Annotated in this window: 17 protein-coding genes and 1 riboswitch; of the genes, 8 read left to right on the forward strand and 9 right to left on the reverse strand. The window is 60.8% G+C overall.

Features of this window, described 5'->3' with window-relative positions:
- Positions 1–341: 341 nt before the first annotated feature.
- Positions 342–1700 (forward strand): leucine-rich repeat-containing protein kinase family protein, encoded by a 1359-nt coding sequence (locus AWB69_RS10305; RefSeq protein ID WP_062084792.1) that lies wholly within the window; start codon positions 342–344, stop codon positions 1698–1700.
- Positions 1701–1756: 56 nt separating this feature from the next.
- On the forward strand, positions 1757–2902 hold the full coding sequence (locus AWB69_RS10310) for an alpha-hydroxy acid oxidase (RefSeq protein ID WP_062084793.1): 1146 nt from the start codon (positions 1757–1759) through the stop codon (positions 2900–2902).
- A 13-nt stretch (positions 2903–2915) separates the two neighbouring features.
- Here AWB69_RS10310 and AWB69_RS10315 read toward each other — a convergent pair whose 3' ends face one another.
- From AWB69_RS10315 to AWB69_RS10335, 5 genes are all read right to left on the reverse strand, one after another.
- Positions 2916–4394 carry a M81 family metallopeptidase gene (locus AWB69_RS10315; protein WP_062084794.1) on the reverse strand — a complete coding sequence of 493 codons (1479 nt, stop codon included), beginning with the start codon at positions 4392–4394 and terminating at the stop codon, positions 2916–2918.
- 85 nt (positions 4395–4479) lie between these two features.
- Positions 4480–5253, reverse strand: coding sequence for an ABC transporter substrate-binding protein (locus AWB69_RS10320; RefSeq protein ID WP_062084795.1), 774 nt, complete (start codon positions 5251–5253; stop codon positions 4480–4482).
- 112 nt (positions 5254–5365) lie between these two features.
- Positions 5366–6469, reverse strand: coding sequence for a DUF2817 domain-containing protein (locus tag AWB69_RS10325; protein WP_062084820.1), 1104 nt, complete (start codon positions 6467–6469; stop codon positions 5366–5368).
- A gap of 49 nt (positions 6470–6518) precedes the next feature.
- Positions 6519–7622 (reverse strand): 2Fe-2S iron-sulfur cluster-binding protein, encoded by a 1104-nt coding sequence (locus tag AWB69_RS10330; RefSeq protein WP_062084796.1) that lies wholly within the window; start codon positions 7620–7622, stop codon positions 6519–6521.
- A 2-nt stretch (positions 7623–7624) separates the two neighbouring features.
- Positions 7625–8677, reverse strand: a complete 1053-nt coding sequence (locus tag AWB69_RS10335) for an aromatic ring-hydroxylating dioxygenase subunit alpha (RefSeq protein WP_062084797.1) — start codon at positions 8675–8677, stop codon at positions 7625–7627.
- A gap of 158 nt (positions 8678–8835) precedes the next feature.
- On the opposite strand from AWB69_RS10335, the gene AWB69_RS10340 reads away from it, so the two are divergent.
- Positions 8836–9777 carry a LysR substrate-binding domain-containing protein gene (locus AWB69_RS10340; RefSeq protein WP_062084798.1) on the forward strand — a complete coding sequence of 314 codons (942 nt, stop codon included), beginning with the start codon at positions 8836–8838 and terminating at the stop codon, positions 9775–9777.
- 79 nt (positions 9778–9856) lie between these two features.
- Here AWB69_RS10340 and AWB69_RS47570 read toward each other — a convergent pair whose 3' ends face one another.
- From AWB69_RS47570 to AWB69_RS48610, 3 genes are all read right to left on the reverse strand, one after another.
- A complete protein-coding gene (locus tag AWB69_RS47570) occupies positions 9857–10084 on the reverse strand; it encodes a hypothetical protein (RefSeq protein WP_156528799.1) in 228 nt (75 codons plus the stop codon).
- Positions 10085–10227: 143 nt separating this feature from the next.
- Positions 10228–11886, reverse strand: a complete 1659-nt coding sequence (locus AWB69_RS10345) for an NRAMP family divalent metal transporter (protein WP_062084799.1) — start codon at positions 11884–11886, stop codon at positions 10228–10230.
- Positions 11887–12010: 124 nt separating this feature from the next.
- Positions 12011–12157 (reverse strand): hypothetical protein, encoded by a 147-nt coding sequence (locus tag AWB69_RS48610; RefSeq protein WP_197500205.1) that lies wholly within the window; start codon positions 12155–12157, stop codon positions 12011–12013.
- 1024 nt (positions 12158–13181) lie between these two features.
- Here AWB69_RS48610 and AWB69_RS10350 point away from each other — a divergent pair.
- The 3 genes from AWB69_RS10350 (at position 13182) to AWB69_RS10360 (ending at position 16008) form a co-directional block, all read left to right on the forward strand.
- Positions 13182–13499, forward strand: a complete 318-nt coding sequence (locus AWB69_RS10350; protein ID WP_062084800.1) for a hypothetical protein — start codon at positions 13182–13184, stop codon at positions 13497–13499.
- A 94-nt stretch (positions 13500–13593) separates the two neighbouring features.
- Positions 13594–15132, forward strand: a complete 1539-nt coding sequence (locus AWB69_RS10355; RefSeq protein WP_082913341.1) for a carbohydrate porin — start codon at positions 13594–13596, stop codon at positions 15130–15132.
- A gap of 309 nt (positions 15133–15441) precedes the next feature.
- Positions 15442–16008, forward strand: a complete 567-nt coding sequence (locus AWB69_RS10360; RefSeq protein ID WP_062084801.1) for a cytochrome b — start codon at positions 15442–15444, stop codon at positions 16006–16008.
- A 191-nt stretch (positions 16009–16199) separates the two neighbouring features.
- Here the strand turns inward: AWB69_RS10360 and mntP are convergent, their stop codons facing one another.
- Entirely contained in the window at positions 16200–16769 is a 570-nt protein-coding gene (gene mntP / locus AWB69_RS10365; RefSeq protein WP_062084802.1) for a manganese efflux pump MntP, read from the reverse strand.
- 20 nt (positions 16770–16789) lie between these two features.
- A riboswitch (yybP-ykoY riboswitch) is annotated at positions 16790–16971 on the reverse strand.
- Positions 16972–17307: 336 nt separating this feature from the next.
- Here mntP and AWB69_RS10370 point away from each other — a divergent pair.
- Both AWB69_RS10370 and AWB69_RS10375 read left to right on the forward strand, forming a co-directional pair.
- Entirely contained in the window at positions 17308–18900 is a 1593-nt protein-coding gene (locus AWB69_RS10370; protein ID WP_231937053.1) for a sensor domain-containing diguanylate cyclase, read from the forward strand.
- A 141-nt stretch (positions 18901–19041) separates the two neighbouring features.
- Complete coding sequence (locus tag AWB69_RS10375; protein ID WP_062084803.1) at positions 19042–19623, forward strand: transglycosylase SLT domain-containing protein; 582 nt, start codon at positions 19042–19044, stop codon at positions 19621–19623.
- Positions 19624–19649: the final 26 nt, after the last annotated feature.

Below are 19649 nucleotides of genomic sequence, written 5' to 3' on the forward strand. Positions count from 1 at the left end.
TTGTTGAGCGTTTTGGACAAGCTACGCGAGTGTCTGGCGACGAGCGGAACAAGACTGAACCTTTAAGCTTAACGACGTACCCCGCAAAAACTTTAGCGAGGCAAAGGGTCGACTGGAAAAGGCCGATCCTGACATTTAGTAAGTTGATATGAAAACAATTCGTAAGAGTAAAGATAACGCCTGCCCCTCAAACCCCGTTTAGACGGGACCCAAATTCAACAGCCTGCTACGGCAGCATCAGGGGAGATCTGGCGGCCGACATGGGTGTCGAAAATACTCGGTAAAATCGACCCCGCACCGGCAAAGCCAACCTGCCGCTCATCCTGGATATCCCCTCCACTGTGACCAGCACACTCGAACAACTTCGCGCCGGACAACTTGCCGGTACCCAGCGACTCGCACTAGCCTGCGGCCTGACCGAATTTCCGCGCGAGATATTCGATCTGTCCGACACGCTCGAAATCCTCGACCTGTCCGGCAACGCGCTTTCGTCGCTGCCCGACGATCTGCCGCGCCTGACGAACCTGCACACTATTTTCTGCTCGAACAACCAGTTCACCGAACTGCCGGAGATCCTCGGGCAGTGCACGCAATTGAGCATGGTGGGATTCAAGGCAAACCGCATCCGCAAGGTATCCGGTGCGTCATTACCGCCCAAACTCCGTTGGCTGATCCTGACCGACAATCAAGTCGAAACGCTACCGCCCGAGATCGGAAACTGCACCCGGTTGCAGAAGCTGATGCTGGCCGGGAATCAGTTACGCACGTTGCCCGTGGAGTTGGCAGCATGCACTCGCCTCGAATTGATCCGGCTGGCAGCTAATCAGCTTGCCGAACTGCCGGTCTGGGTGGCGTCGTTGCCCCGGCTATCGTGGCTGGCCTACGCGGGGAATCCATTCAACAAAAGGCTGGAAGCCGACGCAATGACGGATACGCCCGTTGCCCATATCCCGTGGCAAGCGCTGGATCTGCAGCATCGGCTGGGCGAGGGAGCATCAGGCGTCATTCATCGGGCAGCCTATCCGGCAGCGCACGACGACGCCCGGCCCGTCGCCGTCAAACTCTTCAAGGGCGCGGTGACGAGCGATGGTCTGCCGCACTGCGAGATGGCGGCGTGCATTGCTGCTGGCGCCCATCCCAATCTGATTCCGGTACTCGGCAAGGTGAAGGACCACCCTACCGGTGTCCATGGTCTCGTGATGGAGTTGATCGACCCGCAACTCAGGAACTTGGCCGGTCCGCCGAGCCTCGCGTCCTGCACGCGCGATATCTATGACCTCGACACCCGCTTCGACCTGGCTTCAGCGCTAAGCGTCGCGCAGGGTATTGCGTCGGCAGCCTGGCATTTGCATGAGCAGGGCATTATGCATGGTGACCTGTACGCCCACAACATTCTGCATGGCGGCCAGGGTCACGCGCTGATGGGGGATTTTGGCGCAGCATCTTTCTATGCAGCCGACGATCAAGCGCTGGCCCCCGCACTCCAGCGCCTGGAAGTAAGGGCCTTTGGTTGCCTGCTCGAAGAATTGATCGAGCGATGCAATGTACAAGCGTCCGCGCAAAGCAGCATGGCGATGCTCACCAACCTGAAAGACAGCTGCCTGAGCGAGCAGGCCGCCGACCGGCCCCTGTTCGGCGAAATCGTGAATACCTTGTCTGCGCTGAGGGATTCGCATCTGAACGAGCCAACTTCAGCTTAAATTCAGGCTCTTTAAACCGTATACTCATCCTCCCGTTCCCGTAGCGAGAGAGAAACGTGCCAGTGATTACCTGCATCGAGGATTTGCGCGTGCTCGCGCAGCGGCGCGTCCCGCGCATGTTCTACGATTACGCCGATAGCGGCTCGTGGACCGAGAGTACCTACCGGGCCAACGAAAGCGACTTCCAGCGTATCAAGCTGCGCCAGCGCGTAGCGGTCAACATGGCCGGCCGCAGCACACGCACGGAAATGGTGGGTCAGGAGGTCGCCATGCCGGTGGCGCTTGCCCCCACGGGGTTGACCGGCATGCAACATGCCGACGGCGAGATCCTCGCGGCGCGCGCGGCGGAGAAGTTCGGTGTCCCGTTCACCTTGTCCACCATGAGCATCTGCTCGATTGAAGACGTGGCCGCACACACCAGCAAACCGTTCTGGTTCCAGCTCTACATGATGCGTGACCGCGACTTCATCGTGCGGCTGATCGAGCGCGCCCGGGCGGCGAAGTGCAGCGCCCTGATGCTCACGCTCGACTTGCAGATCCTCGGCCAGCGCCACAAGGACATCAAGAACGGGCTGTCGGCGCCGCCCAGGCTGACCCTCCCGAACCTCATGAACCTCGCGACCAAACCACGCTGGTGCCTCGGCATGCTTGGCACCAAGCGACGCAGTTTCGGCAACATCGTCGGTCATGCAAAGGGCGTGGGTGATCTCTCGTCGCTGAGCTCATGGACCGCCGAACAATTCGATCCGGGCTTGAGCTGGGCAGATGTCGAGTGGGTCAAGAAGCTGTGGGGCGGCAAGCTCATCCTGAAGGGAATCATGGATGCGGAAGACGCGCGCCTTGCCGCCGACAGCGGGGCCGACGCAATGATCGTCTCCAACCACGGCGGCCGCCAGCTCGACGGTGCGCCATCGTCCATCTCCGCACTACCCGGGATTGTGAGCGAGGTGGGGAATCAGATTGAAGTGTGGGTGGATGGCGGCATTCGGAGCGGACAGGACGTGCTGAAAGCCGTGGCGCTCGGCGCGAAGGGTACGCTGATCGGCCGCAGTTTCCTGTACGGGCTGGGCGCAATGGGCGAGGCGGGGGTCGAGCGATGCTTGCAGGTCATCCACAAGGAACTCGACATCACCATGGCCTTTTGCGGACACACCGACATCCGGCGCGTGAACGACCGGATCCTGCTGCCCGGGACCTTCTGAAAACCTGCTGCGATTACCAGGTCGTGCCGGCGTCCAGCGGATAGACCGGCCGCCGGACGTTCCTGAATTCGAACAAGCCGAAATCCGAACTGGTCACGCCACGGCTGTCGCATTCCACCAGGCCGTGCGCGATCGGTACGAATACCGGGCGGCAATACATACGCGACTTCAGGATGAGGAACGTCGCGCGCCGCGGATCGATGCCCACACTTTCGAACACGCCAAGGTCCCAGGGCTCATGGGTGCGCTCCGTCAACACGATCTTAGCCACCTCTACGTCGAGTACCGCGGTGCGGCCCATGTGCGCGCGCTGCCCCGTATAGGTCGGTCCGCTGATCACGTATTCCCCATCGGTCAACGCCCGCACAACGCCAGTCAGCATGACCGGCCGACGCGGTTTCGCGGCTCCCCCTCTAAGCTTGTTGCCAACGCCAAGCGTGACGGTCGCGCCCACTCCCGCCGCGAACAATGCAGCGACCGCTTCCGGATCGCATAGCAGCCCCATCACGATCCCCGTCAAGCCCTGGCCGACAGCTTCCTCGTACACGTCCATCGTGTCGCACGTGCCGCCCGACATGCAGTTGTCGCCGTGGTCCAGCAACAGCACCGGTTTATCAGCGCCACGGGCGAGCGTGGCGCCCTCCGCCACAGAGTCTGCAAGCGGCGGACTACGATAGAAAAACCCTTCGCGATCGTCCCAGATTTGCCGCGCAATACGGTCGGCCACACGCGCCGCCGCCGCGCGATCGCCGTCGCCAACCACCACCACGCTGATGCAGGGCGCCGGGATATCGGCGAGCGAAAATCCCGCCAGCACGGAGACCGCGAGCATGCCCTCGCGCTCGGCGGCCCGGGCCGCTTCCACCGCGCGTTTCATCGCCCCGGCGGCGCTCGCGCTGCGCAACGTATGGGTGAGCAGCGGCGGCTGCGCCCACGCAAGCACGGGCTGCGCGCGGCCATCGAGCAGATCGAACAGCAGCCGCGCCGCGTGAGCGCCGCATTCGAACATATCGACATGCGGATAGGTCTTGAAGCTGACCATGACATCCGCGTTGTCGATCATCTTCTGCGTGACGTTCCCGTGCAGATCAAGAGCGACGGCGATGGGCGCATCCGGTAACGCGGCACGCACGCGTTCGAGCAGGTCACCCTCGCTGTCATTCGAATTTTCCGCGACCATTGCGCCGTGCAGGTCGAGCATGACGGCGTCGCAACCGTGCGCGGCTTCCACAATGGCGTTGCAGATAAGGTCGTACGCTGCAGCCGCGACCGGACCGCTTGGATTCGCCGATGCAGAAACCGGCGTGACAAGTTGCGCGCCCGCGCGTTCGGCGGCGTCGATGAACGCGGACATGGCGGTCCGCATGCCCTTGTTCTCGTTGTATGCGTCCTCGCCGAACGCAGGACCGTTACGACCGAACGCCGCCAGCGGCGTAGCCACCGGCGAGAACGTATTGGTCTCGTGATTCATACGCGCGACAAGAATTTTCATGCGGCTTCCACTCAACGGGTTCAGACCACGCGAACGCTCCTGCCCACACTGCGAGCGATTTCGCCTCTCGCCCGATCATACATTTTCAACTTCCCGAAATATCGAAATCGAAATAGCGCCGCTCGATTTTCTGATAGGTTCCGTCCTTCCTCATCGAATCGATCGCGTGATCAAGTTTCGTCCGCAATGCGGTATCGTCCTTGCGCACACCAATGCCGGCGCCCTTGCCCAAGGTCTTCGCATCGCTCACCGGGTCTCCAACAAACGCAAAACCCTTGCCTTGCGGCGTCTTGAGAAATCCCTGGCTGCCGGCAATCATGTCCGTCAGCGTGACATCTATACGGCCGGCCAGCAGATCAGTGACCACCTGCTCCTGATTCGCGTACGACACCACCTCGATCCCGGCGGGCGCCCAGTTCGCTTTCGCGTAGGCTTCCTGCGTAGAGCCCTGCGCGACCCCGACTTTCTTGCCCGTCAACGAAGCCACCGTCGGCTTGATATCCGCGCCTTCCTTTCCGATCAGACGGCTAGGCGTATTGAACAGCGGCACGGAGAATGCAACCTGTTCCTCGCGCTTCGGGGTGATCGACATAGCCGACAGAATGGCATCGAACTTGCGGCCTTGCAGCGCCGGAATAATGCCGTCGAAACCCGTTTCGACCCAGACGCATTTGACATCGAGCCGCTTGCAGATTTCGTTGCCAAGGTCGATCTCGAAGCCCACCAGTTGTCCCGACGGCGCTTTCGATTCGAACGGCGCATAAGTCGGGTCAACGCCGAAGCGAAGTTCACTTGCGTCCTTCGCTTGCACGCAGAACGCGGCAAGTAACAACGCCATGCCAGCCAGTGCCTTTTTCATGGATGCTCCAGTTCGACGGAATAGCCGCATCGTTGAATGCGTTGCCGGCTAAGGTTGATAAAACCGCTTCTATAGCGGGTTTTGAGATTTAGCGTTGCGTGAGGTTCGGGCACTAGGCGGTCTGCAGAGCCAGCAACCCGCGTTCGAAAATCTGCCGCGTGCGTAGCTGGACGAGTTCACGCCAGTCGCGGTCGGCAGGGTAGAAATGTTCCGCCAGCGCGGCCTTGATCCGGCGTCCCGTTTCGTCTTCAGGATCGCCGTACAGGTGCAGCCAGTGATCGTCCCTTAGCGTGCTATGTCCTCGCGCGCCATCGTAGGTCCCGCATTCGATGACCAGTTGCATCAGGTCGGTACCGGGCAACGAATCGAGCAGCGCCTGTGATGTATAACCTGTCGCAGTCGCGGCAATTCCCGAATCGGTGGTAGCGCCAGGTCCGGTAATGATCGTGTAAAGCCACGGGCCGAAAACGGACTGTGACTTGACGAGTGCGGGATAGCTTTCCTGCGCCACCGCCAGCAACATGGCATGACCGAACGCACCTGCCCCGGTATGCAGGTCGAAGCACATTGCTGTCTGTGCGCCTTCCATAAAACGTTTCCCGATGGCGCGCAAGGTCTGGTTGCTCCAGGTGGCCTGCTGGCCGCCGAAGAAAATGCCGTCGGCGTGAGCGTACTGACCCGCTTCCACAATGCTCATGACCGTGGCGAGCCCTGACCTTTCGATCTCCGCTGCGAACCGCTCGTCGGCGCGGCGGCGGGCGGGACCGTCCAGGTCACGGCACAGATAGATATCGTGAAATGCTTCATAGCGCGCGTTGTCGGGCAGGGGCTCATTGAACGCGACGTAGTTCCGGTTGAGGTCGACGTTATCCTCATTCACTCGACGTAACCAGGCCGTTCCCCACGGATTGATCAGGTGCACCACGATCACACAGACGTCCGCCGGCAAAGCACGCTTTTGCAATGAATGAAGAAACGCAATCTGCGCTTCGGAGCCGTAGTACCCCTCGATCCCATGCGTGCCGGAGATGACAATGAAGCGCTTGGGAGCAAGCGGATCGCCGATCAACGCTACGTCCGTGGCAAGCATTTCTCCACGGGGACCGCGCATTGGATGCCGGAACTCCGTGAGATCCGCGCCGGCAGCCAGCGCGGCTTCCATAAAACGCTCACGCTGTGCGGTAAAACCTAGTGCTTCGATAAAGTGCCGGTTCATGTTCTCTTTCCAGAATTTACGATCGCTTTCGATCAACTAGTTTGCGTTGCTAACCAATTCTTATGGTGACAGCGGACGACGGCCTTGCACAGCACAGCAGCACTTCGCCATCACGCGGCTCATCGAGCGGTTGCTCGAAGTACTCGACCATCCCGTCGACCAACTGGCTGGCGCAACACCCGCACAATCCCGCGCGGCAACTGAAAGACGGTTTGAGGCCCGCAGCTTCGGCAAAATCCAGCAATGAATGACATGATGCGTCCCATGCAAGAGTCTTGCCGGAGGGCGCAAAACAGACCGTCGGAACCGACTCATCCGATGTGACCGAAGGCTTGGACGAACACGGCACGTCGGCCTCTTCCGCTTCAAGCACCGAGGTAGGTCCGAAGAACTCATGCCGGATGCGGGCTTTGTCGACACCAAGGCTGCGCAGCAAGCGGAAGTTCGCCTGCATGAAGGGCGTCGGGCCGCACAGGTAAACGTCGTAGTCGTCGAGCGGCAGCAAGCGCTGCATGGTCTCGCGCGTGATCAGGCCGTGACTGTCGAAGCGCTGCTCCGCGACGTCCAATGGCTCAGGCGTGCGGTAACAGATATGCGTCAGCACACCCTCCCTGCTCGCCTGTAAGCGCGCCACTTCATCCTGAAACGCATGCACGCTGCCGTTTTCGCATGCGTGTATGAAATAGACACGACGCCGGGACGTCGCGCACAGGCGATGCAACATGCTGAGCATCGGCGTCACGCCAACACCACCGCTTAACAACACGACGGGTCGATCGCTATGCTCATCGAGCACGAACGCACCGCCCGGACCGGCAACATCGAGCGTAGCGCCTGCCTCGATAACGCCATGCAGATAGCTCGACACCAGCCCGTCAGGAAGCTCGCCCCGATCCGGCGGCGCCAGTTGATGCTTGACCGAAATGCGCCAGCGTGTGCGCTCGGCAGGATCGCCGGACAAGCTGTAATGCCGCAGCAAGCTCTGCCCGTCAGCACCGGGGACACGCACCTGAACAAATTGTCCCGGCAGGAAAGCCGGCAGCAACGCACCGTCCACCGCTTCAAGCGCGAACGATTTGATGACGCTGCTTTCAAGCTGTACGTCAACTACGCGCACTCGCCTGAACGCTCGCGGTTCTGTTGCGTCTTGCATGGCTAACGAACGCAGTCTAGCGCGGCGGGTTCCGGAGCCGGCGTCTCCGCCTCGATCAGCCGTTGCAGGCTGCGTCGAAAGCGCAACGGCCCGGCATCGAGCGGCAAATCGAGATTAGGTGTTCGCCGGTTTGCCATGCCCGCGTGGACGGCCGTCAGGATCGCACGGTCCTCTTCGAATGCGTGGCGAACGTCCTCGTTGAACTGACGCGACACGTTTTCATCGCGTTGATCGAAGTTGCGCATCTGGAACCAGAAATAGCGCGTGTTCGATTCATCGATCGGCGTCATGAAGTTGTACGAATTCATCAGGAAGACATGCTCGTGCGGCGGACCTTCGTCGGTACCGGTGCCCGCCGGCGTGAACACCGCCTTGATGATCGCATGCGATGGAAACCGCACTTCATAATGCTGCTTGCGGTCGCACCGTCCGGGGAATTTGACGAAACGTGCGTAGAAGGGTGCCACATCCACGTCTCGCATCCATCGCGACACAACCACGCCGTTATCGGTCACCGTCGTTTTCAGCGGCTCGGATTCGCACGCCGCGTTGCCGAACGAAGACGGATGAACCCACGCAACGTGGGACGGATCAAGCAGGTTGTCCGTTACATACAGATAGTTGCACGCGACCGTCATGGCATCGCCCTGGTTCATGCCCCAGGCCGGATCGTCCCATTCCTCGACTGCGAAAATATCGTCCGTATTCGCCTGCTGCGGCGAGCCCATCCAGATCCAGACCAGACCGTAACGCTCTTCAACGGGATAGCTGCGAACACGTGCGGCCGGGGGGATTCTCGCCATGCCCGGTGCTCGCACGCAGGTTCCCGCGCAATCGAATGTCAGGCCGTGGTAACCGCACTCGATCTGGCCGTCCTGCAGGCGTCCCATCGACAAAGGCAGCTTCCGGTGCGGGCAAGCGTCTTCCAGCGCGGCCACCGCGCCGCCAGGAGTGCGATACAAAACCACCGGTTCGCCAAGCAGCGTGACAGGATGTAGGCCATCGCCAATCTCGCTGCTCCATGCCGCCACGTACCACGCGTTTCTTAAGAACATTGACCCCTCCGCTCCATTCGGCTGACGGCCATTGCGGCCGCTCTATCCGTTCAATCACCTGGGGTCAGCTTAGGAATTCAAAATTGAAAAGAACAGAGGGCTAAATCTTTGACATCGTTTAGAATTTCTAAAACGACTTGAGTCTCCACCCGCTAAGCATGGACACACTCCCACCACTACGAGCGTTACAGGTATTCGACACCTTGGGCCGTTGCGGGGGTGTGGTCGAGACAGCGCGCCGGCTCGGCGTTTCGCCGGGTGCGGTCAGCCAGCAGATCAAGATCCTGGAAGATTCGCTGGGCATGCGGCTGCTGGCGAAAGAAGGCAAGCGCCTTCGTCTGACCGCCGCAGGCGTGCGTTATCACGAGACCTGCGCGGCGGCGTTCGAAAGCCTGCGGGTAGCAGGCGCCGAGATGGAACGTGTAAGGAACAGGCGCAGCCTCAGCGTGAGCGCGTTGCCCTCGTTGCTGTCAAAGTGGCTTGCGCCGCGCATCTACGAGTGGCAAAGCGCGCACCCGGAACTGGATGTGTATCTGGATGGCACCCATTCGGAGCCGTCGCCCGACGGCCCCGAGATCGACTTTCGCATTACCTACGGCGAGCGCATCAATCATGCGGGCACCACGGTCGAACTGTTTCGCGACAGCGTCGTACCCGTATGCAGCCCTCGGTTGCTCGAGACCAGGCGGCCACTTGTGAAGCTGGAGGACATCCTCGCTTACCCGTTGCTGTCGATAGACTGGTTTCCCAAGTTCTCCTCGCCGCCATCCTGGCGCGAATGGTTCGCGGCCAATGGCGTTGATTGTCCTGAGGACGTGCGCGTCAATCGCCTGGTGTTTTCGTTGTCGGGGCTCGCAATACAAGCAGCCATTGACGGTCATGGGTTCGTGCTGGCGCAGACATCGATGATTGTCGACGACCTGACAGCGGGCCGGCTCGTTCTGCCGTTTCCGGTCGGCGTTGTACTACCCTCACCCTATTTCCTGACCTGGCAGGCCAGCAGCTTCGACCAGCCGCACTGCCGTGTTTTTCATCGCTGGCTTCTCACCCGCAGCCGCGAACAACAAGCGATCAACGACCGGATGCTCGATCCCGGGTAAGCGCTCCGCACGAGAGGTTTGTATGATTTATTTCGATGATCCCAACGTGCGAATTGTTGCCCGCGATCTCCCGCGCTCCCTACATGCCGCCCAGGAATTTGCCCAGGCAATATTTCCCGTAGATTCGGCAATGGACTGGAGCAGTCAGGTGTTTATCAACTGTGACACCTGACTGCGCCGACACGTGCATCAGGTTGGGCGTGAATGACCGCGTAGCGGGATTGAGAAAGGCGAATAGCAGAAGAACAAGCAGCCCTACCAAGCGGCGCGCCAGGCTTATTGTGCGGCGAAGCTGAATTTGGTCCATCGCCTGTCCTTCGTCGGCTATTGCATTGATTGCGTGTTCAATGGGCTTGAGAGACCTGCGATTAAAACACGCCAGTCCGCCAGGACAAAAACAAGTGGGCATGGCGCCGTTCCGCCGCACGCAGCCACGCCCGCTCATTCCCGTTAGCGCAACCAGATCATCTGCACGACCTTCACCACCACCAGCCCGACCGCCACGATCAGGTAACCGCGAAGCACGCCCATCCAGATGCGCTTTGTCAGCGTAAGGTTGGGGGGCGGCAGCTCATCCAGAGGCGGCATGCGCCACGCGGCCCGTGTTTCCTTCAGGCAACGCCGCCCGGTGCGCCCTTGCGCGCCGTCCGCCGCCTCAGGGTCACGCTTGCGAAAGACCACCATGGCCAGATACCCGACAACAGCCAACGCCGTCCCGCCGCCCAGCACTTCAAGGATGGTCTCGCCGCTGATGTCCGGGTACACAACGGATGCCGTCAGGATAATCGACAACATCACCAGGACCCAGATGACAGCGCCCGTGAAAACGTTGAGCTTCTTCGAGTTGGCCCACGGTCCCAGCACCGCCTTGTCGTTGCACAATAACAGCAGGAACACGGTCGCGCTCGGCAACAAGACGCCTGCGAGTGTTTGTACGGCTTCCGTAAGCAGTCCGAGCGGGCTGCCGGGAATGAGCACGAGTGCCGCAGCAGCAGCCACAATGCCGAAATAAACCAGATAAAAACCTTTTGCGTCGGACACGCCGCGGTGCAGCGAGTGGCGAATCTTGAATACGTCGCCAATGGCATAGGCGGTCGACAGCGACACAGCCGCAGCACCAATGATGCATGCGTCAAGCAGGGCCACGGCGAACAGCGTGGCGCTCGTGCGTCCCGCGTATTTGCTCAGGCCCGCGATCACCCCGCCCGCGTCGGTGAAATTGCCGAACTCGGGCTTGCCGGCGTACAGCGCGGCGCAGAAGGACATCATGGCTACGCCGCCGATTATCACGAAGACAATACCGATCCACAGGTCGGCTTTTTCATACTTCATGAAACGCGGCGTGATGCGCTTGTCGACTACGTAGCTTTGCTGGAAGAACAATTGCCAGGGCGCCACCGTGGTGCCAACAATGCCGATCACGAGCAACATCACGTCGCTCAGTTTCGACTGCGCCGGCCAGGTCGGCACGAAGAAGTTGTTTGCCATCTGCGACACGGGCGGGTGGATAGACACCAGCACGGGAACCAGCAGCAGGCTCAACAGGCATAGAACAATCGCGAACCGCTCGAAGCGCCTGAAGCTTCCTGTACTGACGGCCGCCATGGTCAGGGCTGCGGCAATGCACACCCCCAGGACTTTGGAAATGCCGAAGAAATCGAGGACAAACGTGATGCCGATAAACTCGGTCACGATAGTCAGCGCGTTGAGAATAAACAGGTCGATGACGCTAAAGGCGCCCCAGAACTTTCCAAACCGTTCGAAGATGAGGCGAGCGTGACCAACTCCGGTAACGGCTCCCAGGCGCAGCACCATTTCCTGGTTGACGAACAGGACCGGGACCAGCAGGAGCAGTGTCCAGAGCAACGTTGTTCCGTAGTTCTGACCCGCTTGTGTATAGGTGCCGAAAGCGCCGGCGTCATTGTCGCCGACCATCACGATCAGGCCGGGGCCGAGAATGGCCAGGAGCGTGCGCAAGCGTGCCCACCAATTGGTGCGCGCGCCCGTGTCATGTTGGGCAATCGTGCCGAGTGCGCCCTTGATGTCTCCAACGTGGGCGTCATCGAGTACAGCGCTGCGTGGTGGTAGGACTTGAGATGGAGTGGACATTTTTTATTGTTCCAGAAAGTTTGGTGGCCGATAGAGGAAGTGCCGTGTTTGTCCCGCATACGAACGACCTGGGTCATCCCTTTATAAAACTCAGGATACCGAAGCGTGGGCGCGGGAACGTTGATCAGGCGTGAAATACAAATTGGCGGAATGCGCGCCATGCATTGGCGAACCGATGCCGGCTGGTGGATTCCAGCGACAGCATGGTGTTGTAGTGAAGGCGTGATTCCTGGACGCGCGGAAGGTGCGAGACGAGTAAACCGAAGTTCATGATGCTTCTCCGACAATATGGCTTTTCAGTGAATGGAAAGCCGGCAGATCGGAGTTCGCACACGCGGTGCGCGTGACGAAATGGACCTACTCGCCTTCCCTGGCCAAGGTGAAAGTGCTGCGGCGTAAGGGATAACTGTCACTGCCCGGCATGGCGGCTCCTTTATTGCGTGTGCACGCACGTCGTCATCCGCACGGCGCGTCTTTCTATGCAAAAGGCGCGAGCGGAACCAGTCGCGAGGGTTGGCTCGCAACGCGATTTGTATGGACGCAGGCTAGCCTGGCGTCAATACGCTTGTTTCAGGGTACACGGGGGTATTTACTGCATATTTACCAAGACGCGCACCGTCTGCCTGCTGGCAAGACGGCGGCTAGGGAATCAAGCGCGAACGTCCTGCCTGTCAGGCAGAGAAAAACTTCGAAGGTCGACTACTACAACTGTCCAAGGCATTAGCCCCATTTGTCACGATGACCGGATTCTAGGCGGGCGCCAAATGTCAAGTCAACCCCATTTGTTAAGCAGAGCAGAAATAGTTTTGATGCGTGGTTATGGGCATCCTCAAGGCATTTTTTTTGAACTGGCAGCAATGTGTGCGTAAGCGCAATGAAATGAATTCGCGGCTAATGCAGGCCCATTCCAGACTTGGAGGGAATGCAGCCATGACGGCTGTCTCATTGAATACACGGCTTGATTTTCTTACGTCATTTTTACTTGCCAACGAGTTTGCGCCGAGAATACAATCCGCCCGTCTCATCACAAGGAGTCCCTCGTGGACACATGCCCTGGTAGTGGAAGTTCGATGCCGGCCAGCGCCGGCGAAGCATCCGCGAGATAGCGCCACAGGAACATTCCTTAGCCGCTAACTCGCCTGGTCGGGTTAGCGCGCTTCATCCAGGACCGGCTTCATGCCCGTCCTTCTGCAGCACGCTCCCCTTTGTCTGATCGCCTTTGCAAGTTCACTTGCAAAGGCGCGTCATGTCTTTGCACGTCGCTCGATTCAGTCGAGCCGGACGGGAGTCTGCTCATGTTTGTCATTTCGCTTATCTCGCGCATCGGTCCGGTATTACAGCCGCCGCGCCGCTTGTTCACTCGCGACCCGTCCCTGGGATGGGCCGTGCTTTGCCTCGCCATACTGGGCAAAGCCTGTTCTCGCCGCTTCTGGGTCGACGTCGTTCGTGCCGTGCCGCGCAAGGCCGGTTACGTCGGCGGCTCGCTCACGCCGACGGTCTGCCTGCTCGTTGCACTAACCGCTGCAGCCATTGTTATCGCAGGCGCTTTGTCCGCTACCTCGGTAGGCGACGAGCTCGGACGCGCAGTACGTTCGAGCTGGTGGTTTGCCTAAGCGCTGCACAACACGTATTTAATCCTTTGACTCACCTCTGACTTTCACCGAGAAAAAAATGTAGATCGTAAAACCATCTATCTCTCCACAGACCATGAATAAACACCTTAAGAATTTACCTTCGAATTTTTTCGAAGGAACAGCAACGCCAACCTTCCACGCCGCGCAAACACCACGCATCTCAAGCAGGGCACGGTCCAATGTTCGCAACGGGATTTCCCTATTGCTGTCGCTAGGCGCGCTATCGACCGCGGTCGCACAGACGAGTGTCGACGCACCGGGCGCAAGCGCAGCCGACGCACAAACCACCGGGACGCAAGCGGCGCCGGCACCAACCGGCCTTTGGGACCGCTCGACGTTGTTCGGGGATATGGGCGGGCTGCGTCCATGGCTCGGTAATTACGGCGTCACCCTCAGCATTCAGGAGACCAGCGAATATCTGCGTAACCTGTCCGGTGGCGTGTCGCGTGAAGGTGCCTACGACGGACTGACCCAAGCGAGCGTCCAGGTCGATACGTCCAAAGCCTTCGGCCTGCCGGGCGGTACGTTCAATGTCTCCGGCTTGCAAATTCACGGTAGCAACCTGACCCAGCGCTCCCTGCTCACGCTGCAGTCCGCAAGCGGGATCGAGGCGGAAGCAAGCACTCGCTTGTGGGAGCTTTGGTACCAGCAATCGCTGCTCGACGGACGGCTCGACGTAAAGCTTGGCCAGCAAAGTCTTGATCAGGAATTCATGATCAGCCAGTACGCCACGCCGTTCATGAATGCAACGTTCGGCTGGCCGGTCCTGCCTTCCGCCGACATGCCCTCGGGCGGCCCCGCTTACCCACTGTCCTCGCTTGGCGTTCGTTTCAGGGCGAAAGCATCGGACACGGTGACCGTGCTGGCGGGCGTGTTCGACGGCAACCCGGCAGGAAGCAATAGCGGCGACCCGCAAAAGCAGAACAGCAGCGGCACGAACTTCAATTTACGTAACGGCGCACTGTTCATCGCGGAGGTGCAATACGCAATCAATCAACCGCCGGCGGATCCGAAAGCGCCTCAGCCAAGCGGACTGCCAGGCACCTATAAACTCGGCTTCTGGTACAACACCCAGAACTTCGCCGACCTGCAGCACGACACGAACGGCTTGTCGCTGGCCAACCCCGCTTCGAATGGAATCCCCGCCAATCATCGCGGCGACTACAGCGTCTACGCCGTTGCCGATCAGATGGTCTGGCGCCCAAGCGCCGACAGCCCGCAGTCGGTCGGTGTGTTTGCCCGCGTGATGGGCGCACCGGGTGACCGCAATCTGGTCGACCTCGGCGTGAACGCGGGTATCACCCTGAAAGCGCCGTTCAAGGGCCGGGACAATGACGTTGCCGGACTCGCGGTTGGCTACGCCAAAATCGGGTCGAATGCACAGGGCCTCGCTCAGGATACTGCATCGTTTTCAACGCCCGGTTATCCGCAGCGCAGTGCTGAAACGATCATTGAAGCGACCTATCAGTATCAGGTCGCGCCATGGTGGCAATTGCAGGCCGACTTCCAATACGCGTTCCGGCCGGCAGGTGGAATTCCTAACCCCGTGAATCCGTCCGGGCGAGTGCATGACGAAGCGGTGATCGGGATACGTACCGTCGTTAATTTCTGACGGAACCCCGGTCTTCCTGGTCCCGCTCGCAGGACCAGGAAGTTGCGGCACGTAAGCGTTTCATTGGTGCGCGCCGTTCCCAAGCGTGCTCGAAATATGCTGTTCCTCCCGCATTCACGCACGACGCCTTTTGTCTGATATATGGCAGCCTGTCGCCGAAGAGCGCCTGCTGGACGAACACCGAATTCGGCATAATGTGGAGCAGTCCGCAAAGCGATTCCCGGGGCACCGCGTACGGGTTCGAGTAAGGAAGCCAGTAAAGAAAAGCCGCGACGCGGCCCACGCCGCAACCAACGGAAGGAGGCGAGCATGAACATCGCGCATTCGTCCAACACGCCGCTCGACGCAAGTGCGGGCGAGCCGCGTTATTCACCCGCGCAGATAGCGCTGCACTGGGTGATCGGGTTGGCAATCATCATCATGCTCGGCATTGGTCTCTATATGGTCGGGCTGCCGAAAGGGCTCGATTTCAAGTCGAGCCTGATCAATTTCCACAAGTCGCTTGGCTTGACCGTTTTCCTGCTTGTGCTGATTCGCATCGTGGTTCGCCTGGTTGCAGGCCGGCCTCCGCTTCCCCCCATGCCAGCGTGGCAACGCGCCGCCGCCATCATGACGCAGGGTCTTTTATACGTGGCGATGATCGTCATGCCGCTGACGGGTTACCTGGGCTCGACATTCAACAAGTTCGCCACGCGCTTCTGGGGCATCCCACTGCCCATGTGGGGCTGGGACGACCCCGGCCTGCGCAAGATTTTCTTCACGGTGCATATGTTCTCCGCCTGGATCCTGATTGCGCTGATCGTGTTGCATGCAGCGGGCGCGCTCAAACATCAGTTGATAGATCGCGACCGCCTGATGGAAAGGATGCTGCCATGATGAGGCTCGACAAAGCCTGACTCTATCGACACCATCATGGCTCCATATACAGGACACGGCGCTTTCAAAGCCGGCTCGCCCTGGTAACTATTTCGCAACCCTTATCAATTATCAAGTGGCTTTATCGGTGCTCGCTGCCCCGGCCTTCGCTCTTGCTCAGCGCCGGGGCAACCTCCGATCCGCTTGCTACCTCAACTGATATAGCCGAGATGCTCGGCCAGGATCACCGACCCGATAACAACAAGAATGAACCCGCCCGCAATCTCCGCGCGTTGCCCGACAGCCTTGCCGAGAAAACGCCCGATCATCACGCCCAGGGTCACCATGATCAGCGTCGCCAGTCCGATGGTCGCGGCGGTCGACAGGATATTCACATCGATGAAAGCGAGTCCCGCTCCCACCGCCATTGCGTCGATACTCGTCGCGAATCCGGTGAGCGCCAGCAGCCAGAAACCGTGACTGCCGGGTTTCTCGACGTCCGGCGCAGGCGTGCGCAGGCCCGATCTGATCATGCGTACGCCCAGCACAAGCAGCAGGCTGAACGCGATCCAGTGATCCCACGACGCGACATACGGCGCGGCGGCCTTGCCGAGCGCCCATCCAACCAGCGGTGTGAGGGCTTCAATCACGCCGAAGATCAGCCCGGTACGGAGCGCCTCGCGAATCCGCGGGCGGTGCAGCGTGGCGCCCTTGCCGACAGCAGCGGCGAAGGCGTCCGTCGACATGGCGAAGGCGAGCAGGAGAGTAGAAGCGATATTCATGGGGATGTGGGTTGTTGTTAAGCCATTCAGGTCGGGCGAGAACATGCGATGCAGCGGCGAGCCCGACCGGTCTCCCCGACACATCGATGGTCTTGCCAACCAAAAAGCTAACGGTTGCTCATGCCACGGTTCGATCGAACCAAGCGTGTTGACATGAGCGCTCCCAGTGAATGGAAGCCGGCTACTCCCCAAAGACGGATGGAGGCTATCACGACTGAAATGAGTTTGTAAGATTTCGCCGGCAACGTGAAGGGATACTTTTGGCACACTTCCGGATCGCTTCTGCTGTGCGCATAGACATGGATCAAGGGTCCGCACCGGTCCACGCAGGTGGCAAACCCGGCTAATCTTGGCCGCCGGCCGCGCGGGAAAGAAAGTTCGAGCCGATACAATGCGGCCTGCAAGCCAGACGTAGTGAACCTCCCGATCCAACCTGCCGCACGATGCCAAACCCGAAATCCATGCCGTTGTTTGACTGTGCGCGCCCCGCGCCGCACTGCGCGCCGTGCTGCCGGTCCTGTCGTTCGCGGCGCAGTCCATGCATCGCGACGAGCCGCCCGCGATGAACCCTCTCTCGCCCCCCGCCACGGGTTTGAGGAAGCGCCGCATCCGGCCGCGCTGGACGGCGGTCGGCATGGCGAGCGCGCTCTCGCGCCATCCGCTGCTTGCGGGCGTTGCCGGTACCGTCGTCGCGGTGCTGATGGCGAGCTTGTCCATCGGCACGTTGTATCAGGGGCGCCAGGGCGTGCTCGACCACGCGCGCGAAACCTCGGCGAACCTCGTCGCGATCATCAGCAGCGACATCGCCCGCAACGTCGAAATCTACAATCTGTCACTCAATGCGATGGTCGAGGGCGCGCAGAATCCGGCCATCATGGAGCTCCCGCCCGCCCTGCGCCACCAGATCCTTTTCGACCGCGCAATCTCCGCGGCCTACATCAGCGGCGCCTACGTGCTGGACGCGCACGGCAACGTCACGGCGGAGGCCAAGGACGCCCCCTTCCCGGCGGGCTCCTTCGCCGACCGCGAATATTTCTACGCCCAGCAACGCAGCCCGTCGGCCGGCCTGTACTTCTCGCATCCGTTTGCGTCGCGTTTGCGCGGCACCCCGACGATCGGCATGAGCCGGCGCGTCAACGCGCCTGACGGTTCATTCGCCGGCATCGCGCTGCTGGCAATGAACCTCGCTTATTTCAATTCGCTGCTGGACAAGCTCAACGTGGGCGCCGAGGGATCGATCTTCATCATCCATCAGGACGGCACGATGATCGCCCGCAAGCCTTTCCGCGAGAACATCGTCGGCCACAAGATCGCCAGCTCGCTCACTTTCTCGCGCATGGCGAATGCCGGGTCGGGATCGTACGTGGCGGTCTCACCGGTCGACGGCGTGCGCCGCCTCTACACGTTCTCGCGCGTCCCGGGGACGCCGTTCATCGCGGCCGTGGCCCCGGCGGAAGACGACGTACTGGGACCGTGGCGCGAGCGCAGCCGGATTGTCGGCGCGTTGACGCTGCTGTCGGGTTTGAGTTTCGTCGCAGTGTCGTGGCTGCTTGCACTGTCGCTGCGCGAGCGCGGCCGCGCGCAGGAGGAACTCGTCCTGCTGGCCGGCACGGATGCGCTCACCGGCCTGCCAAACCGGCGCGCGTTCGACGAACGCATGGACGACGAATGGCGCCGCGGGAGGCGGGCGGGCACGCCGTTGTCGATGTTGTTCATCGACGTGGATTATTTCAAGCCCTACAACGACACCTACGGCCACGCCCTCGGCGACGACGCGCTCGCCACTATCGCGCACAGCATTGCCACGGCCGTACACCGTCCGGGCGATGTCCCCGCGCGCTACGGCGGCGAAGAGTTCGTCGTGCTGCTGCCCGATACACCGTCCGAAGGCGCGCTGCATATTGCCGAAGCAATCCGGCAGCACGTGCTGGCCTGCGCGATCCCCCACCGGGCCAGCCCGCTTGGCACGGTGACCGTCAGCATTGGCTGCGCGACGGCGTCGCCGCCGGGCCTCGGCGGTGCGTACGGCTTGCTAGGCGCCGCCGACCAGCAGCTCTACAAAGCGAAGGCCGCAGGGCGGGACTGCGTCCGGCCGTCGGCCCACACGTCGGCCGCGGTAACGAGTGCCTGAGCACGCCGGGGTGCGCGCGGGCCTGCGCGCCAAATACCGCCCAAATACCACCCGGACCGCTCTCGCGACCAAGCAAACACATGATTTGCAAGGATTTTTCTCGTCTGTATAATGCGACCTTCCCTTCCAAGGCCACTTCCCATGAGCAGACTCCTTTGGCTTGCTGCGCTGACACTAGGCGCAACGCTAGGACCGATGCAAGGCGCGGTGGCCCAGGAACGAGCCCCGGAAGCGGTCCAGCAAGACGCCGCAGCCAGCGACGCCACCACCGAGGCCACTCACCAGGTCTCCCGCCTGATCTCCCAGAAGTTCGGCGTCGCGCGGGCAAAAGCGGAGCAGATTTCAGCCGCGGTCATGTCCGCGGCATCCAAATACTCCCTTCCTCCCGCCCTCCTTCTCGCCATCATCTCCGTTGAATCCCGCTTCAAGGAAAAAGCCCGTGGCGCCAATGGCGCAACCGGCCTGATGCAGGTCGTGCCGACCGCGCACAAACAACTCGTGCGCCACATCGACCTGACTGAAGCGACTGCGAATATAGAAGCCGGATCGGCGATTCTTCACGGTTATGTCCAGTCCGCTCGCGGTGACGTGGGCGCGGCCCTGAAGAGCTATGGCGGCTCAAAAGCCTACGCGGAGAAAGTCAGCCTGCGAGCCAAGGCGTTCGCCCCGCAATTCGGCTCCGACGCCGCGGCTGACGCCGACACCGAAACGACCCGCGACTGATTCCAGCTTCCTCGCTTCAACGCTCA

It is taken from the genome of Caballeronia udeis, from assembly GCF_001544555.2.
In the GTDB taxonomy this organism is placed as follows: Bacteria; Pseudomonadota; Gammaproteobacteria; order Burkholderiales; family Burkholderiaceae; genus Caballeronia; species Caballeronia udeis.

Excerpts from the sequence above, each read along its gene's own strand:
- AWB69_RS10355 (WP_082913341.1), top strand. The coding sequence starts at position 13,594 with ATGAATAAACACCTTAAGAATTTACCTTCGAATTTTTTCGAAGGAACA.
- mntP (WP_062084802.1), bottom strand. The coding sequence starts at position 16,769 with ATGAATATCGCTTCTACTCTCCTGCTCGCCTTCGCCATGTCGACGGAC.
- AWB69_RS10375 (WP_062084803.1), top strand. The coding sequence starts at position 19,042 with ATGAGCAGACTCCTTTGGCTTGCTGCGCTGACACTAGGCGCAACGCTA.
- AWB69_RS10315 (WP_062084794.1), bottom strand. The coding sequence starts at position 4,394 with ATGAAAATTCTTGTCGCGCGTATGAATCACGAGACCAATACGTTCTCG.
- AWB69_RS10325 (WP_062084820.1), bottom strand. The coding sequence starts at position 6,469 with ATGAACCGGCACTTTATCGAAGCACTAGGTTTTACCGCACAGCGTGAG.
- AWB69_RS10345 (WP_062084799.1), bottom strand. The coding sequence starts at position 11,886 with ATGTCCACTCCATCTCAAGTCCTACCACCACGCAGCGCTGTACTCGAT.
- AWB69_RS48610 (WP_197500205.1), bottom strand. The coding sequence starts at position 12,157 with ATGAACTTCGGTTTACTCGTCTCGCACCTTCCGCGCGTCCAGGAATCA.
- AWB69_RS10330 (WP_062084796.1), bottom strand. The coding sequence starts at position 7,622 with ATGCAAGACGCAACAGAACCGCGAGCGTTCAGGCGAGTGCGCGTAGTT.
- AWB69_RS10340 (WP_062084798.1), top strand. The coding sequence starts at position 8,836 with ATGGACACACTCCCACCACTACGAGCGTTACAGGTATTCGACACCTTG.
- AWB69_RS10360 (WP_062084801.1), top strand. The coding sequence starts at position 15,442 with ATGAACATCGCGCATTCGTCCAACACGCCGCTCGACGCAAGTGCGGGC.
- AWB69_RS10320 (WP_062084795.1), bottom strand. The coding sequence starts at position 5,253 with ATGAAAAAGGCACTGGCTGGCATGGCGTTGTTACTTGCCGCGTTCTGC.
- AWB69_RS10350 (WP_062084800.1), top strand. The coding sequence starts at position 13,182 with ATGTTTGTCATTTCGCTTATCTCGCGCATCGGTCCGGTATTACAGCCG.
- AWB69_RS10335 (WP_062084797.1), bottom strand. The coding sequence starts at position 8,677 with ATGTTCTTAAGAAACGCGTGGTACGTGGCGGCATGGAGCAGCGAGATT.
- AWB69_RS47570 (WP_156528799.1), bottom strand. The coding sequence starts at position 10,084 with ATGGACCAAATTCAGCTTCGCCGCACAATAAGCCTGGCGCGCCGCTTG.
- AWB69_RS10370 (WP_231937053.1), top strand. The coding sequence starts at position 17,308 with ATGCATCGCGACGAGCCGCCCGCGATGAACCCTCTCTCGCCCCCCGCC.